The organism is Sphaerisporangium krabiense (genome assembly GCF_014200435.1).
Classification (GTDB): Bacteria; Actinomycetota; Actinomycetes; order Streptosporangiales; family Streptosporangiaceae; genus Sphaerisporangium; species Sphaerisporangium krabiense.
Genome location: NZ_JACHBR010000001.1, coordinates 2,614,581 through 2,628,896 on the forward strand (window position 1 = coordinate 2,614,581; position 14,316 = coordinate 2,628,896).

18 protein-coding genes are annotated in these 14,316 nt (G+C 69.7%); all 18 read right to left on the reverse strand.

Features of this window, described 5'->3' with window-relative positions:
- Nucleotides 1-2: 2 nt before the first annotated feature.
- A complete protein-coding gene (locus tag BJ981_RS37965) occupies nt 3-272 on the reverse strand; it encodes a hypothetical protein (RefSeq protein ID WP_184610665.1) in 270 nt (89 codons plus the stop codon).
- Between the two features lie 97 nt (nt 273-369).
- Entirely contained in the window at nt 370-786 is a 417-nt protein-coding gene (locus BJ981_RS11575) for a hypothetical protein (RefSeq protein WP_184610667.1), read from the reverse strand.
- Complete coding sequence (locus BJ981_RS11580) at nt 783-2,645, reverse strand: hypothetical protein (protein WP_184610669.1); 1,863 nt, start codon at nt 2,643-2,645, stop codon at nt 783-785. Before BJ981_RS11580 ends, BJ981_RS11575 begins: the two co-directional genes overlap by 4 nt.
- Nucleotides 2,646-2,669: 24 nt before the next feature.
- Nucleotides 2,670-4,445 carry a LamG-like jellyroll fold domain-containing protein gene (locus BJ981_RS11585; RefSeq protein WP_184610671.1) on the reverse strand — a complete coding sequence of 592 codons (1,776 nt, stop codon included), beginning with the start codon at nt 4,443-4,445 and terminating at the stop codon, nt 2,670-2,672.
- Nucleotides 4,446-4,456: 11 nt separating this feature from the next.
- Nucleotides 4,457-4,960: a hypothetical protein gene (locus BJ981_RS11590; RefSeq protein ID WP_184610673.1), complete on the reverse strand. Its 504-nt coding sequence runs from the start codon at nt 4,958-4,960 to the stop codon at nt 4,457-4,459.
- Between the two features lie 10 nt (nt 4,961-4,970).
- On the reverse strand, nt 4,971-5,414 hold the full coding sequence (locus BJ981_RS11595) for a hypothetical protein (protein WP_184610675.1): 444 nt from the start codon (nt 5,412-5,414) through the stop codon (nt 4,971-4,973).
- A complete protein-coding gene (locus tag BJ981_RS11600) occupies nt 5,414-5,830 on the reverse strand; it encodes a hypothetical protein (protein ID WP_184610677.1) in 417 nt (138 codons plus the stop codon). The genes BJ981_RS11595 and BJ981_RS11600 overlap by 1 nt, the downstream gene beginning before the upstream one ends.
- On the reverse strand, nt 5,827-6,078 hold the full coding sequence (locus BJ981_RS11605; RefSeq protein ID WP_184610679.1) for a hypothetical protein: 252 nt from the start codon (nt 6,076-6,078) through the stop codon (nt 5,827-5,829). The genes BJ981_RS11600 and BJ981_RS11605 overlap by 4 nt, the downstream gene beginning before the upstream one ends.
- Nucleotides 6,079-6,107: 29 nt before the next feature.
- Nucleotides 6,108-9,449, reverse strand: coding sequence for a phage tail tape measure protein (locus tag BJ981_RS11610; RefSeq protein ID WP_184610681.1), 3,342 nt, complete (start codon nt 9,447-9,449; stop codon nt 6,108-6,110).
- Between the two features lie 173 nt (nt 9,450-9,622).
- The gene (locus tag BJ981_RS11615; protein ID WP_184610683.1) at nt 9,623-10,144 is read right to left on the reverse strand and encodes a DUF7426 family protein; all 522 of its coding nucleotides are present in this window, start codon (nt 10,142-10,144) and stop codon (nt 9,623-9,625) included.
- A gap of 14 nt (nt 10,145-10,158) precedes the next feature.
- Nucleotides 10,159-10,641, reverse strand: a complete 483-nt coding sequence (locus BJ981_RS11620; RefSeq protein WP_184610685.1) for a phage tail tube protein — start codon at nt 10,639-10,641, stop codon at nt 10,159-10,161.
- Nucleotides 10,642-10,654: 13 nt separating this feature from the next.
- Complete coding sequence (locus BJ981_RS11625) at nt 10,655-11,092, reverse strand: minor capsid protein (protein ID WP_184610687.1); 438 nt, start codon at nt 11,090-11,092, stop codon at nt 10,655-10,657.
- The gene (locus tag BJ981_RS11630) at nt 11,089-11,439 is read right to left on the reverse strand and encodes a hypothetical protein (protein WP_204070384.1); all 351 of its coding nucleotides are present in this window, start codon (nt 11,437-11,439) and stop codon (nt 11,089-11,091) included. The genes BJ981_RS11625 and BJ981_RS11630 overlap by 4 nt, the downstream gene beginning before the upstream one ends.
- Nucleotides 11,436-11,750, reverse strand: coding sequence for a hypothetical protein (locus BJ981_RS11635; RefSeq protein WP_184610689.1), 315 nt, complete (start codon nt 11,748-11,750; stop codon nt 11,436-11,438). Before BJ981_RS11635 ends, BJ981_RS11630 begins: the two co-directional genes overlap by 4 nt.
- Nucleotides 11,750-12,406: a hypothetical protein gene (locus BJ981_RS11640; RefSeq protein ID WP_184610691.1), complete on the reverse strand. Its 657-nt coding sequence runs from the start codon at nt 12,404-12,406 to the stop codon at nt 11,750-11,752. The genes BJ981_RS11635 and BJ981_RS11640 overlap by 1 nt, the downstream gene beginning before the upstream one ends.
- Before the next feature lie 12 nt (nt 12,407-12,418).
- Nucleotides 12,419-13,483, reverse strand: a complete 1,065-nt coding sequence (locus BJ981_RS11645) for a hypothetical protein (RefSeq protein ID WP_184610693.1) — start codon at nt 13,481-13,483, stop codon at nt 12,419-12,421.
- A gap of 13 nt (nt 13,484-13,496) precedes the next feature.
- The gene (locus tag BJ981_RS11650) at nt 13,497-13,847 is read right to left on the reverse strand and encodes a phage tail fiber protein (protein ID WP_184610695.1); all 351 of its coding nucleotides are present in this window, start codon (nt 13,845-13,847) and stop codon (nt 13,497-13,499) included.
- 110 nt (nt 13,848-13,957) lie between these two features.
- Nucleotides 13,958-14,314 carry a hypothetical protein gene (locus tag BJ981_RS11655; RefSeq protein WP_184610696.1) on the reverse strand — a complete coding sequence of 119 codons (357 nt, stop codon included), beginning with the start codon at nt 14,312-14,314 and terminating at the stop codon, nt 13,958-13,960.
- Between the last annotated feature and the right edge of the window lie 2 nt (nt 14,315-14,316).

Here is a 14,316-nt window from a genome sequence, read left to right on the forward strand (position 1 = left end):
GATCAGCCTCCTCTGGCGAACGTGATGACGGCGAGGATCAGCGACGCGAGGGCGATCAGCGCGGCGAGGGACGGCAGCGGCCAGCGGTTTCGCTCCAGCGCGCGGATCCGGGTCTCGTGGTCGAGGTGATCGCTGCGGATGTCCTCGTGTGCGATGGTGACCGCGTCGATCTTGTTGCCGAGCTGGTCGACTTTCCCGGACACCGTCCGGAGCTCGTTGTACACCTCGCGAGCTCCTATGGTCACTGAGCCGAGCGGCTCGGTTGTGGTCACGCGGTCTCCAGGGGTCAGGCGCGGCGGCGCACCGCCGCGGTGTGAAGAGGGCGCCGCCCGGGGCGTGCGGTTCCCCGGGCGGCACGATCAGGGGCGGTCAGCCGAGCATCAGGTCGGCGTTCTTCAGTGCGATGAGCGTCGCGTTGATCGTGTTCTTGCTGGACACGAGGCCGTCGTAGATCTGCTGAGCCCAGCTCTGCGAGTACGACGAGGGCGCGTTGCCGGAGGTGATGTTGGCCGCCGGGGCGACCTCGGCAGCCTGCGGGATGTCCGGGGGCAGCGTGCTGTAGTGCCTGCTCGCCGATCGGACGTACACCTCGCCGCCCGACACATACAGGTACGCGCCGCTGCTCGGCGCGGCCGGGGCCGACGCCGAGGGCACGAGGAAGGGGGCCGACGCCCGGGTGACGGGCACGCCGGTGACCCTCTTGACCTCGGCGGCCAGCGCGTTGATCTGCCGCTGGAGGTCACGCAGGATCTCGTTCTGGTCTGCGGGGTAGGGGTTGAGGCTCACAGTTCGACCTCCTGGTCTGTGATGAGGGTGAGCCGGTCCTTGCCGCCGGACCCCCGCTCGGCCGGGGTGAGCTCCCAGCCGATGATCCGCTGCCTCAAGTTGAAGCTCGCGCCGCCGTCGTCGGTGGGCGGGAACCACGGGTTCTCGAGGACGAATTTCGCCCAGTCGCCGCAGGAGTTCGGCCCGAACGTGGACTCCTTGCCGAGCAGGACATCGAAGGCGAACGTGCTCGGCGCCCCTCCGGCGCGCGCCGCGGCGTAGGCGGCGTAGTCCTGCACCACCTGCGGGTCGATGCTCGCGCCCGGGTGATTGATACGCATGTCGTAGATCGGCCACCCGGCCGCGACGTGCTCGGTGGTGATGAGCGTCGAACGGACAGGCTGGCTGCTGGAGGTGACGTCGTCGGCTGGTGGGGTGCCGCCGGTGACTCCGAAGCGGGTGCCGCCCCGCAGCGCGGAGGTCTCGATCCGCCAGGCGGTGATGTCGCCGCCGTCCGCGCCCTCGGAGAACACGTGCTCGGTGTCGGTGTTGCTGATCTTGGGAGCGCCCAGTTTCACCAGGCGCTGGATCGACCCTCCGACGACGGTCGGGTTGAGCACGTACTCCAGTCCGCCGCCCGCGCGGGCGTAGGTCTGGAGGAGCTGGCCGTAGGAGGTGCCGGTGTCGTCGGCGGTCAGCGGGCGGGACACCCCGGCTGTCCCCGCCGAGCAGGACAGGCCGAGGTTGGAGCCGGTGGCCTGCATGTCGGTGATGACGGCGCGGAACACCTCCAGCAGGTCGCCGTCGAAGTCGGGCGGGCTGGTGGGGTAGAGCCTCTGCCAGTGTCCGTCGAGGGTGGTGCCGCGCAGTTGCACGCCGACGCCGCCGCGGACGGAGCGGGCGGGCAGGGCGTCGGTAAGCCAGTGCATGCCCCACAGCGCGCCGCCGCGCCAGGAGTGCACGACGAGCCGGCCGGGGCCCGTGGCCAACTCGGTCCGGCCACGGGGGATGATCTCGGCGAGCTGGTCGGCCTCCCGGCGTGACGGCAGCGGCACGAACCCATCCCACGAGGTTTCCTGGCCGATGCGCCGGCCGAACCTCACCTGCCGCACGGTGGGCAGGTCGCCGACGTAGGAGCCGGTCAGGTAGTCGTGCACGGTGTAGCGGATCTCGGCGTCGCCGGCGGTCGGCGTGAAGGCCGGGAAGGTGGGTGGGGTCGGTGGCGGGCCACCCGAGCTGACCTTGCTGCCGATGATGATGGTGACGCCGACGTAGTTGCGCAGCTTCCCCTCGATGGCCGGAAACGCGGCTGCGCCGACTGGAGCCGAGGACACCAAGGACCGTGTGGCCAGAGCCGAGAGCACGAAGAAGGATGCCCGCTGCGACGCCCTGGGCTCGTACCCCGCGGGAGCGCCGAGGCTGTCGGCCGGATCCGATCCGTCCGGCACGCCGGATACGAATCGGATCTCCAGGCTGGATGCGGGCGTCGGCGTGATGCCGGGCGTGGAGGCCGCAGTGATGACGTTCACGCCGGACTCACCCGAGACGGCGACCTGAAGGGCGGCCGCGTCGGCGTTCTTCACCGCCAGGATAGCGAAGGTGCAGTCCGCGAAGCTCTCCGGCACCGGGATGGAGTAGGTCGCCGGCTCGCCGCTGGTCATGGTCCGCCGCCAGACCCGCACGCCGCCGTTGTCCACCCCGGTCCGCTCGGCGATCGGAGCGCCCCAGTCGCCGGACGGCGGGCCGAACGCGCTGATGGGGCCTACCCACGTGCTCGCGAACAGGATGAGCACGTCGCCCACCTGGGCGCCGCCCGGGCGGGCGATGGTGCCGGGCCCGTCGGAGATGGCGACGGAGACGTCACGCACGTCAGCGGGCACGGTTGTCGCCTCCTCGCGGGTCGATCAGATCCAGGCGTCGCGCCACAGCACCGTGACCGGCGGGGCGCCGCCCTCCTGGGTGGCGTACTCGATGGTGGTGGCGCCGCGGCCCAGCACCCACGAACCGACCGCCAGGGACGCGCCGGTGAGGTACCGGACCTTGGAGCTGCCGCCGATGGTCGCGGTGTTGTGCTCAGGGTCGATGATCAGCGTCTCGCCCGCGGCCACTTCGAGGTCGAACTCGATGACGCGCAGGATGGACCGGCCGTCGCCGAGGATCTGCTCGGAGGTCAGCGACGGCCCGTGCGCGGGCCCGGGCACGCGCACCAGCGGCCGGGTCTTCCGGTTGCCGGCGTTGAACACGTCGACAGCCGAGCCGTCGGGGATGGTCGCCGAGTGCAGGGCCCGCGAGTACAGCCGCGGATCCGACAGCTCCCACTGGACCACCGCCTCCACCCGGCCGAGGCGGAACCTCTTGTCGATGGGGGCGGCTCGGCGGATCACTGCGCCCCGGCCGACGTAGATGGTGTCCATGATACGGATCGCGAGCGGCAGTTCCTCGTCGGCCTCGGCGGCGGGCAGGCCGTTGAGGAAGTCCAGCGCTGCCTGTTCGATCTGGTCGCGCGGGGCCCGGATGCGGGTGGTCAGTGTGATGATCCGGGACTGGGGGAGCTTCTGGCCGGAGATGGATCCGTCGGCGGTCGGATGGGGCACGTTGCCGTTGTCGAGGGCGGGCAGGTCGACGGACGCCCCGTCGAGCTGGATGAACGGGTAACGGGTGCCGGATCCCAGCTTGAAGCCGTTGAAGCTGAGCTGTCCCGGTCCGTCGAGGTCGTCGCCCGCGTTGACGGGCACGGACACCGCGGGCGCGGGCATCGACCAGGGGGCGGCGATGAGGGGGGCGGCCACCGTGGCGTTCTTGAACGCCTGCACCGAGGGCGAGGGCATCGACCAGGGCGCGGACAGTAGCCCCGCCTCGACCGGGGTGACCGGGTCGCCGGTGAACACCTCGGGGGCGAGCATGGCCCACGGCGCCGCGATGACGCTCGGATGCTCGGTGACGCCTGTGGCCACGCCTGGGGCCGGCATCGACCAGGGGGCCGCGATGGTGCCCGGTGTCGCCTCCGCCGGGACCGACAGGGGGGTGAGGCGGCGGGGGCGTCCCTGCCGCCAGGGGATCGGCGGTCCGTCCTCGGTGGCCGCGCCGGACCCGCCGGACAGCGTGCGCCCGGCGCCGGAGTAGTCGACGGTCTCCGCGCGGGTGAGCGGGTACCAGGCGGCGAGGTTCGCCGTGCGCCGGGGCAGGTACGACCACGCTTCGGCCTCCAGCTCGGCCTGCGACAGCGCGGCACCGGACCAGAGCTTGACCGCGGCGAGGGCTCCGTTGAGCCAGTCGGAGCCGAAGCGGTTGCCCAGGTACAGGTTCGTGAGGGTCAGACCGGCGTTGCCGCCCGTCCAGGTGGAGACGGTGAAGCTGCTGTCGCCGGCGGCGCGAGACAGGACGGTGCCGCTGGTGCCGTTGACGAGAACGGCCCAGTAGTACCAGGTGCCGGCGGTGAGCGCGCGCGTCCCGGTCTCCTGCTCGGCCTCGTAGTCGAGGACGGCGGCGGTCGTGCCGTCAGAGTCTGTTTCCAGCGTGAACGCGTCGAAGACGGAGTTGCTGCCGAGCGACCAGATGGTGGATGTGACGTTGCGGTCGACGCTGATCTTCGCCCAGCAGGCGAGGGCCCACTGGGTTTGGACGCCGAGGGAGAGGGCCCGGGTATACGCCTGCCCGTCGGCTGAGAACCTGACCGCCACGTCGCGCCCCCTTAGGTGTCGGAGTAGGAGAGCCGGACCTCGGTGACGGCCACGTCGTTGACCAGGGTGTCGTTGGCGTGGCCGCCGAGGCGCGACACGCGTAGCCAGCACTCGTCGCCGGCGGCGATGCTGTCCAGGTTGCTGATCGTGATCGTGGCCTTGTGCAAGCGCTTGCTCGTGGTGCCGAGGTGGGTGTCGTCCACGGTGAGCGCCGTGGCGAACGCCTTGGTCTCCACGTCCTGGGAGTCCGACTCCTGGGTGATCGCGGCGAGCGCGACCTCCCAGCGGACCACGCCGGTCGTGGCGTTGACGGCGTACCAGATGATGTCGCAGGTCAGGTTGCCCGACCCGTAGTTGACCGCCTCGAACTTGAAGTAGGCCGTCTCGGTGGCGCCAGGGTCGAACAGCAGCCGCGTCACCGGGAAGTTCGTGCCCTGGACGCGGTCGAAGGCCGGGAAGGAGGAGGCGGCGAACTGCGCCAGCTCCGGATCGAAGTTCAGTCGGACCGTCGCCATGCTCGCCTCCTCACGGCGTCAGATCGAGGGCCGCGATGCCGTTCGCGTGCCAAGTGATGAGGAACGTGCCGTCCTGGGTCTCCTTCACCGCGCCGAACCACGTCGCCGAGATCAGGCGGTTGGAGTTCGACGGTGCGTAGATGATCAGGCCCTCGGCGGTGATGGTGGAGTTGTCGAGCTGGATGTTGTCGGCGTCCCACCGCATCGAGCCGGACACGGCGGCCAGCGTGGTGCCGGTGAGCAGTGGACCGCCGGAGGTGTAGCCGGCACCGGACGACTGCCCGCTGTTCCACGGCGCGGTGTTGTAAGCGGTGTCGGTGTCGAAGTTCGGCGTGACGCTGGAGCCCCAGAAGGCGGCCTTGTGCGTCTCGGCGGTGAGGTCGATGCCGAGGTTGCTCGCGTCCCACTGGTCGATGTGGGTGGCGACGAACAGGCCGGACGCGGACCACGCCATCAGGCACCTCCGGCGGTGTTGGCGCGGCCGCGGCCGCGGATGGTCTTCGCCTGCACCTGGGCGTCACTCGGGCGAGGCAACGACGGCGGGCCCTGGCCATCGGCGAACGCCCCGAACTCGGGCTCCAGGCGCGCCAGTTCCCTCTCTGCGGCAGCGCGCAGGTCCGGGCGCGCCTTGAGCAGGGAGCTATGGGCAAGGTCGTGTCGCAGTTGGCGCACCCGCGCGACGGAACGGATGAAGGCACGGAACTCGTGCATCTTCGCCATGGCGTCACGGCGCGCAGTGAGGGTCTCCTCGGAAGGGTCGGCCTCGTACGCCTGCTTGGCATCGGCGAGCGCTTCCTGGAGGACGGCGCACGCGTCGAGCATGTCGGCCTCACGGCGGGCCGCGATGGAGCGGGTGCGGGCGGTGGTCACGCGTTCACCGCCTTGCCGACCCCGGTGATGAGCGGGGCGTGGATCGTCAGGTCCTGGTGGTCGCCCCGCGCGTCGCTGCGGTTGGTGACCTGGGCGATGGCGCCGGAGTCGGTCCGCTCGGTGACCACGCGCCGCCGCCGGCCGTCCTCGTCACGGGTCTCACGGCGCCGCGGGCGGCCCTGGCCGGTGGCGAACTGCAACGTCTTGATCTTCTCGGCGAACGACAGTTCACCGTCGTTTCCGGGCACGCGGAACCGCCTTTCGTCGCTGGGTGGGGTCAGGGGGTGGCGAGGTACTTGAAGCCGAACTCGTTGCCGAGCCGCTGGGCGTCGGCCTCCTCGCGCATCACGGCGTTCGGCATGTTGACGACGACGGACGGCTTGCCACCGCCGGCGTCCTGCGGCGAGGAGTATGGGTCGCTTCCGCCGGTTGGCGCGGCCGGGGGAACCGACCCCGAACCCCCGCCGCCACGCTCGGGCTGGAGGCCCTCGACGGCGAGACCGAACTTTGCCCCGCCGAGGAGCCGCTTGAGCTGGGCCTCTTCGGGCGTGGCCTGGTAGGCGCTGCCGGAGATCGCGGCCTGGGCGGTGGCCGCGACGGCGTCGCCCATCTGCTTGCCGATGGTCTTCAGGTGGTCGAGCACGCCGCCCGCGCCGGACTCGATACCGACAGCGAGGCCGTCCATGGTCTGCTGGCCGATCTCGGCCATCACCTGGGACGGGCTCTTGATCTTCAGTTCCTTCTTGATGGCCTTGACCAGGGCGTCCACAATCTTCTTCATGACGGAGTCCAGCTTCTTGAGCTGGTCCTCCAGGCCCTTGAGGTAGCCCGCGCCGGCCTTCTTGCCCGTGTCGTACAGCGCGTCAGCGCCGATCTTCCCGAGCTTCTTCGACATCGAGTCGATCTGCTTCTGAGCCTTGTTGAGGGCCTTGATCTCCGAATCATCGGCCCCGACCAGCATCTCGGCGAGGCTGCCGCCGCCCTCGACGCCGGCGTCGATGATCTGCTTGAGGATCGTCTTGTTCAGGCCGCGCTTCGCCAGCTCCTGGATGTTCTTCGCGAAGTCCTTCATCTGCTGGAGCCGATCCTTCAGCCCGCTTGTCAGGTCGGACGCGCTGGTCGGGTCCTCGATGCCGGTGAGCTTCGCGAAGTCCTTCGCCGACTGCTCGATCTGCTTGGCGTACTCCTTGGCGTCGGCGATGCGCTTCAGGATCGCCTCGCGTTCGTCCGCGAGCTTCGACAGCTTCGTGGTGTTGGCCGCGATGAAGTCCACCATGGGGTCTGACTTCGGGGTCTTCCCGAAGCCGTCCTTGATGATCCCCGTCAGCTTCTCCAGCGCGCCCTTGAGCTTGTCCTCCGACCCGCGAATCCCGTCGATGAGGCCGTCGATGATGGCCTTTCCGGCGGGTTCGAGAAGTTTGCGGTCCTTGTCGATGGGGCCCTTGTGGTCCTTGATGAACTGGGTGATGTCCGCGAGGTTGTCACCCAGCTCTCTGACCTTGGACTTGATGCCGTCGATCAGGCCCTGGATGATGGACTGCCCGGCGGCCTTCAGGATGCTCCCGGCGTTCGAGAAGAAGTTCTTGACTTTCTCCGGGAGCTTCTTGACGAAATCGACAACGTCATCGATCTTCTGGCGGACGGTCTTCTTGACCTCGTCCCAGTCGACGCCCCAGTTCTTGAGAATCGCCTTCATCGCGCTGTTGATGATATTGCGGATTCCCGCCGTCGCGCCGTCGACGATGTTCCCGAGACCTTCCCAGACCTGGGACCAATCGCCCTTGATCAGGCCGGTGGCGGTCTTGAAAATGCCTTTTATTACTTTCAAGGCGCCCTCGATCAGTGCTCCGATGTGGTCGAGAGCGAAGGTGACGACGCCCATGATCTCGTCGCCCCACTCGTCCCACACGGCCTGGATGAAATCGAGCGCGGTGTCGACGACTTCGCCGATCTCTTTGAAAATATCGGAGAATCTGTCTCGGATGCCGTCGAGGGTTTCCTTGTTATCGGAGGCCCACTGCTTTATGTCGTCAACGATACCGCCGAATACTTCTCCGGCTTTATCGCGGATTCCGGTGAGCGTTTCAGAAAGTCCGGAGTCCTCGAATCCCTTCCACAATTCTTCCAGGGCGGGAAGAACTTTTTCGCCGATGAAGTTGGTGACGTTCTGCTCAAGGCCGCGCTTGAAGGCTTCGACCTTGGTGGAAGCCGTGTCCTGAAGGGTGTCGCCGGCGTCCTTCGCCGCCCCGTCGACCTCACCGATCGCGCCTGCGGCCGTCGACAGGTCGAGTCCGGAAAGAGCGCCGGCCATGTCTTCTGCTTTGGTCCCGAAGAGCTGCACGGCGAGCTGTGCGCGGTCGGCGGGGTCCTTAACGTCACGCAATTTGCCGAGAATCTTCTCAAGCGCATCATGGGCCTTCGGGCCGCCCTCGGCGAACGCCTGCGCCATATCCTTGGCGTTCAGGCCGAGTTCCTTGAGCGCAGGCGCGGCAGACAGGTCCTTAACCCGGATGTTCAGTTCTTTCAGACCGTCGGCGACGGTGTCAGAATCGCGGGCACCTGCCTTCAATCCTTGCACCATCAGGCCGAGCGCCTCGTCGGCGGTCAGGCCGAGATCGCGAAACTGCGTCCCATACTCGTTGAAGGTGTCGAGCAGGTCTTCGGATTTGTTGGCTCCGAGCTGAGCACCACGCACGATGACGTCGAAGGCGGCTTCCGCGTTCGGCGCGAGATCGTTGCGCAGAATCTGGGAGACAGCCCGGGTGACCGCTGAGACGTCCTCGTCCATGATGGAGCCCACGTCCATGGCCCGTTCGGTCATGCTGGACAGGGACGACTCTGAGGCGTCGTCCATCCCGTCGAGGTTCTGGACGACCGACTTGATCGCGTCGGTGACGTCGCCCATGGATTCGCCGTAGGCGTCGGCGTACACCTTGCCCGCGACCTTGCCCAGCTTGCCCGCGTCGTCGCCGAACGCGCCCACCTGGGCGAACAGCTTCGCCTTGGCCTTCTCGGCCTCCATGGCCGATTCCAGGCCGCTCATTAGCGCGCCGCCGATGGCCGCGCCGGCCGCCGCCGCGGCGGCGAGCCACGGGGCGGCCTTGAGGGAGCTCATCAGCCCGGACATGGCGCCAGACATGCGGGAGCGGCCCGAGGACTCGGTGCCCTCGCCGAAGCTTTCGCCTGCGTCCTCGCCACCTTGGCGGGCTTTGTCCGCGGCATCGTCCACGCCGCGCTTCAGCTCGTCAGCAAGGGCCTTCCCGGCGCGGCGTCCCCCCTGCTCGGCTTCAGCTTCGGCTCGGTCGAACGCCTCCTCCAAGGCGGCGTCGAGGTCGGCGGCGAACTCGTCGGCCTCATCGGCCATGGCGGCCATGGTGGCGTCGAGCTGGGATTCCAGCCGATCCAGATCAGCGATGGCCGCAGCGGGGTCGAGGCCGTCATCGATGGCCTTGGAAATCTCGGCAAGGCTCTTAACGACGTCCCGCTCCATGGTCGCCGTCGCCCTGGAGGTCCCCGACTGGAGGCGGTTCATGGTCTGGTCGACCTGCGCGGCCCCCGAGGTGAAGCCCTTGTTGTCGAGCTCCATGAACGCGACCAGGTCGCCGACCTTGAGGGCCACCTACTCCACCCCCTCGCCTTCCTCGCGCGTAGGTTCCGGGCGGAGCGCGGCGGCCAGCCACGAGTCCAGGGAGAGCAGGGAGACGATGCGCAGGCGGAGCCACCGCCAGGAGCGGCCGGCGAGCAGGCCGGGCTGTTCCAGGTCGATCTGGTAGACCTTGTGCAGGTCGAGCTCTACGAGCTTCCAGCGCTCGAAGATGTCCCCCCAGTCCGGGCCCTGGTCCGGCTCCGGGTTGTACCACTCGCGGAGGCCGGTTTCCGGGTCGATCGGGCCGCCGCCGGGGTCTCCGGGTTCTCGCTCGTCGAGGTCGAGTCCGAGGTCGCCGATCGTTTTGGGTCGCCGCCGGCCTCCCAGTAGAAGGCGGCGGCCTTCTCTCCGTAGACGTGCCAGATGACAGCGGTCTGGCCGACGACCTTCAGCGTCGAGTACGGCACGCCGTCGGCGACCAGCTCGTCGTAGACGTCGCCGAGGGCGGCCCGGTACAGGCCGGTCTCGGTCTCGTCGTCGACGACCTCCTCGTCGGCGTCGTCGCTGTCGGCGGCCTTCTTCTTGGCGTCGGAGAAGCGCGCGGTGAGACGCAGACCGACCTCGGCGGAGCAGGGGGCGACGCTGTAGGTCTTCTCCTTGCCGCGCACGAGGACCGGCAGGTCGAGGGTCTCGCCGAGGAATTCGGCGATGGGAGCGAAACGGGGCATGAGGGGACGGGCTCCTAGGCGGGCGTGAGGTCGGGGTAGGGGTCGAGCTGGGTGCGTGCGCCCTGGCCGCCGAGCTTGAAGTTGAAGGGCTCCAAGGCGGTCACGGCGCCGCCGCCGCCTCCGTAGTCGACGGTGACGAAGCCCTGCCAGGCGTCGGGGGCGCCGTCCTTGCGGTAGTAGCGGATCTCCACGTTGGAGCCGATTCCGACGAGGTTGCCGGCGTTGAGGATGGCCTGCTGGCCGGGGTCGGGGACGAACGTGACCAGGTTGGAGGCGTCGCGCTTGCGGCGGCCCTCGCACTCCAGGCTCCATTTGCGCTGGGTGACCTGGTCGGAGCCCCAGCCCCCACTATCGAAGTCGCTGTCGTCCTCCATGGTGGAGGCGATGGCTTCCTTGAGAGTGGTGAGGCCCTTCACCGGCGTCCACACCGGCGCCCCGGAGGTCCCGGTGTTGATTTCCAAGGCCCAGTCCTTGGCGAGCAGCGAACGGGTTGCCATGTGGTGATCTCCCTCATCCGGGACGGTGGGTGGTGACGTGATGGGTGAGCAGGCGGTAGGAGTCGGCGCGCTCCCACCTGCCGGACTGGTCCTGGCCGAGGGGGGCCACGATGTTGCGGGTGCACAGCAGCACGCCGGCCGCAGGGAGCTCCAGGCCCTGGAGGGCGTCGAAGACGGCGTCGGCGAGGTCGTCGGCCGAGCGGGGGTCGTCGGTGCCGCGCATGCGGACCTGAAGGCCGAGGGTGCCGTCGGGGCTGACCGGGTCGTCGGTGGACTGGTCGGCGCCGTAGGCCGCCAGGGCGATGGCCCGGTCGGGCGTGGGTGGCAGCGCGCCGAGCGTGATGGGGATGTCGCCGGGCTGGTAGGTGGCGGGCGGTGCGCGCCAGGTGCCCGCACCCGCGTCGTCGAGCTGGGCGGCGAAGGCGGTGAGGAGGTCGGTGGTCCAGCTCATGACAGGGCCCGCCGGACCTCGGCCGCCACGATCTCCAGCATGGCGCCCTGCTCGCGATTCCACGGGTCTTCCAGGTACTTCGCCTTGCGCCCGGCGTCGTGCCGGAGCGTCAGGTCCTCGTGCTGCCTGGTCGCGTATGGGGTGTCGTAGGAGACGGCGCCGGTCAGCGTCGCGGGGTCCACCGAGGCCGTCCCCGAGCGCTCCAGGGTGCCCTCCTCGTGGGGGACCTCGGTGCGGGACACCTGGAGGCCGTGCTCCATGGCGAGCCGGAGCCCGCGCACGGCGCCCTCGCGCGCCTTGCCCTCCAGGGGGCCGAGGTTGAGGGTCAGCTTGGCGGCCTGGGTCACTGGAGGCTCACCTCCAGGTGGTCAGGGGTCGGCAGCCCGCCGCCGTCGCGGCGTGCCACGGCGAGGACGGTCGAGGCGCGGCCGTTGACGGTCACCCGCGAGCCGACAGGGCAGTCGGTGTCGAGCGGCAGGTACAGCGTGGTCTGTGATGTGACTTCACGGGCGTCGGGGCCTCGGACCATCTTCCGCTGATCGTCGGCGAAGCACGCCGCGGTGAAGGCAGTGCCGTACACCGGCCCGGTGGCGGACTCTCCGCGGTACGGTTCGATGCTCGCCTCGTGCGCGAGCATCAGCGCGGGCAGGCGGCCCATCAGCAGCTCCGCACGGTGTGGCCGAGCAGCCCGGCGCCCGCGAGGATCTCGGCGGCCTCCTGGGACATCCGCGGGTCGGCGGGGGTTCCGCCGGCGCCCGGCGTGCGAGTGAACGACGCCGAGCCGATCGACACGGTGGTGTAGACGGTGTTGGCGTCCTCGCCGGTGATGCCCTGGGCGTTCCACCAGGCGGCCAGCGCGCACGTGGCGTCCCGCAGGGCCTTGATGACCGTCGCGCCCGTCGGCATGCCGTCGAGGTTGACCTCGTACACCGCGGCGACCAGCACCACGTTGTCGAGGAAGCGGGTCGCGCCCTCCAGAAGGGCCTGAGCGTTGAGCGGCGGTGCCGCGCGCATCCAGTTCGCCAGGTCGGTCGTGGTGGCGTACGAGCGGCCGCGTGCGGGCGCGGGGGCGACGGTGGCCTTCTGGTACTGCACGCCCCGCCCGGTGCCGGTGACAGTCCACATGAACTGCCAGATCCCGGGCATCGTGTACGTGACCTCGTACGACCACACGGCGTTGCCGTTGGAGGGTGTTGGCTCAAGACCCGTGGTCACATCTCCCTCAGGTGGGATGATCGCGAGCGTGGCCGAGGTAGTCCCGTCGGCCGGGCTCACGGTCAGCTCGACGATCTGGGAGTCTCCGACATCCGGCACGGCGGCCACCTCCTACGGGGTGAGGGTGACGATGAGCGTCGAGGTGTCGCGCACGCTGGTCGTGAGTCGTCCGGGCCCCGTCGGGCCGCCTGCGCGGATGAACGCCTCGGCGGTGATCGAGCCGGTGCCCGCCGCGCCCTTGCGGCCCGTCGAGACGAACGTCGCCGCGGCGGCGAGCAGGCCGGCGCCGGAGCGTCCGGCCGTGCCGGAGCCGGTCAGGGCGGCCGAGGCGGCGATCGTGCCGGAGCCGCGCCGCGCGGCCGTGCCCGAGGAGGTGAGAGCGACCGTCGCCGAGATCGCCCCGGTTCCTGCTCGCCCCGCGACCCCGGACGACGTCAGGGACGCGCTGGCCGAGGTGTTGCCGGTCCCGGAGCGCCCTGCGACGCCGGAGGAGGTGAGCGTCGCGGTGGCCGAGAGGGATCCGGTGCCGCTGTGCTCCTCGGCCACGGGGGCGGCCGTGAAGGTCAGCGCGATGGCGTACCGGTCGAAGGCTCCGTCGGTCCACGTGCACGAGGGGCTTTCGGCGGCCAGGCCGGCGTTGGTCTTGTACGCGGTGAACTGGGTGCAGCCGCTGCTGCCCGACCCGATCGTGACCTCGGTGGCCGGGGTGTACCCCGACGACCAGAGGGGGGAACTGGGGGCGGGGGTGGCCAGCCGGTGGAGCAGCGCGGCGGCGACGACCAGCTCGCCGGTCTCGGCGAGCGCGCCGGTGGCGATGGCGGGGGTGGCCGCGCCGACCGAGGAGTTGATCTGCGCTCCGGCTGCGACGTCGAACGCCTGTCCGCCGCGCCAGCGCATCCAGCCGACGACGCAGTTGAAATCGCCCGTCGTCTGGATGGTGACCGTCGACCCCTCGCCGCCGACGGCCTTCCTGTAGAACCCGTAGGCGCCCTGGTTGTTGACCTGGGAGGCGTTCGACGGACAGGTGAAGTTGGTCGGAGTGGCTACGACGGTGTCGCTGTTGGCGAACAGGATGTCGATGTCGCCGACGGCAGGCGCGGAGCCGAAGTCGATGACGTGGCCGGCGTTGCCGTCGGCGAAGGCGAAGGTGTCGGAGTCGATGGGAGTCCACCCCATGGCGAGCCCCCGATCAGGTCAGCGAAACGTCGACGTCGGCGAGCTGGTAGGTGCCGCCGGCCGCACCGTAAGACTCCGAGCTCGACAGAGGGCCGGCGCCAAGGAACGTCCCACCGGTCGCCTCGGTCCACAGGCCGAAATGGGTGATCGTGGTCAAGGCGGGGATGTTGAAGGTCGGCGCGTTGGAGTCGTCCAGGTTGCCGCCGGACGCCGGGTTCCACGCCTTGGCCTGGCGGGCGTAGGAGCCGCCGGTGACCTCGCTGGCCCCGGTGGTGCCCGGGTCGGCGGTGTGCAGGGACACGAAGTCGGCGGCGGCGCCGAGGGCGTCCAGCGCGATGTTCTTGCCTGCGGGGCTGAGCGCCACGGGGCGCCCCCTTCCTGTCTGATCATGTTTGACGCACGCGGGTGCGGGCCCCGACGAGTCCCCTCAGCCCTGACGCAACCCGTCACCCGCGCGCGCGTCTGCGGGGCCGCTCAGGCGTCGAGGATGGCCGCGGTGATGTTGGACGGCGTGGTGCCCGACCAGTTGACGTGGACGCTGCCGTCGGCCTGCCGGAACTCGGGCCCGAACGGGCCGTAGATCCGATAGGCACCCGCGGGGCACGCGCCGGCCTGGTAATCCGGGATCGCGAGCGCCTGGCGGCCGATCGTGCCGGGGGTGAGGAACGTCGGGGTGACGGCCGCGTCGTCGCCGTTGAGGACGAACAGCAGGCGGTGCTCCTTCCAGGGGAAGGAGTTGCCGTCGGTGGCCTCGATGGCCGCGTCCACGGCGGTGGGGTCGATACCGGCCTCGGTGAGGGTGGTGGAGGCGGTAATGGGCGTGCGCGCCATGA

Bases quoted from the DNA above. Each gene is read 5' to 3' on its own strand.
- BJ981_RS11590 (WP_184610673.1), bottom strand. From the start codon at position 4,960: ATGGCGACGGTCCGACTGAACTTCGATCCGGAGCTGGCGCAGTTCGCC.
- BJ981_RS11595 (WP_184610675.1), bottom strand. From the start codon at position 5,414: ATGGCGTGGTCCGCGTCCGGCCTGTTCGTCGCCACCCACATCGACCAG.
- BJ981_RS11615 (WP_184610683.1), bottom strand. From the start codon at position 10,144: ATGCCCCGTTTCGCTCCCATCGCCGAATTCCTCGGCGAGACCCTCGAC.
- BJ981_RS11620 (WP_184610685.1), bottom strand. From the start codon at position 10,641: ATGGCAACCCGTTCGCTGCTCGCCAAGGACTGGGCCTTGGAAATCAAC.
- BJ981_RS11625 (WP_184610687.1), bottom strand. From the start codon at position 11,092: ATGAGCTGGACCACCGACCTCCTCACCGCCTTCGCCGCCCAGCTCGAC.
- BJ981_RS11635 (WP_184610689.1), bottom strand. From the start codon at position 11,750: ATGGGCCGCCTGCCCGCGCTGATGCTCGCGCACGAGGCGAGCATCGAA.
- BJ981_RS11645 (WP_184610693.1), bottom strand. From the start codon at position 13,483: ATGGGGTGGACTCCCATCGACTCCGACACCTTCGCCTTCGCCGACGGC.
- BJ981_RS11655 (WP_184610696.1), bottom strand. From the start codon at position 14,314: ATGGCGCGCACGCCCATTACCGCCTCCACCACCCTCACCGAGGCCGGT.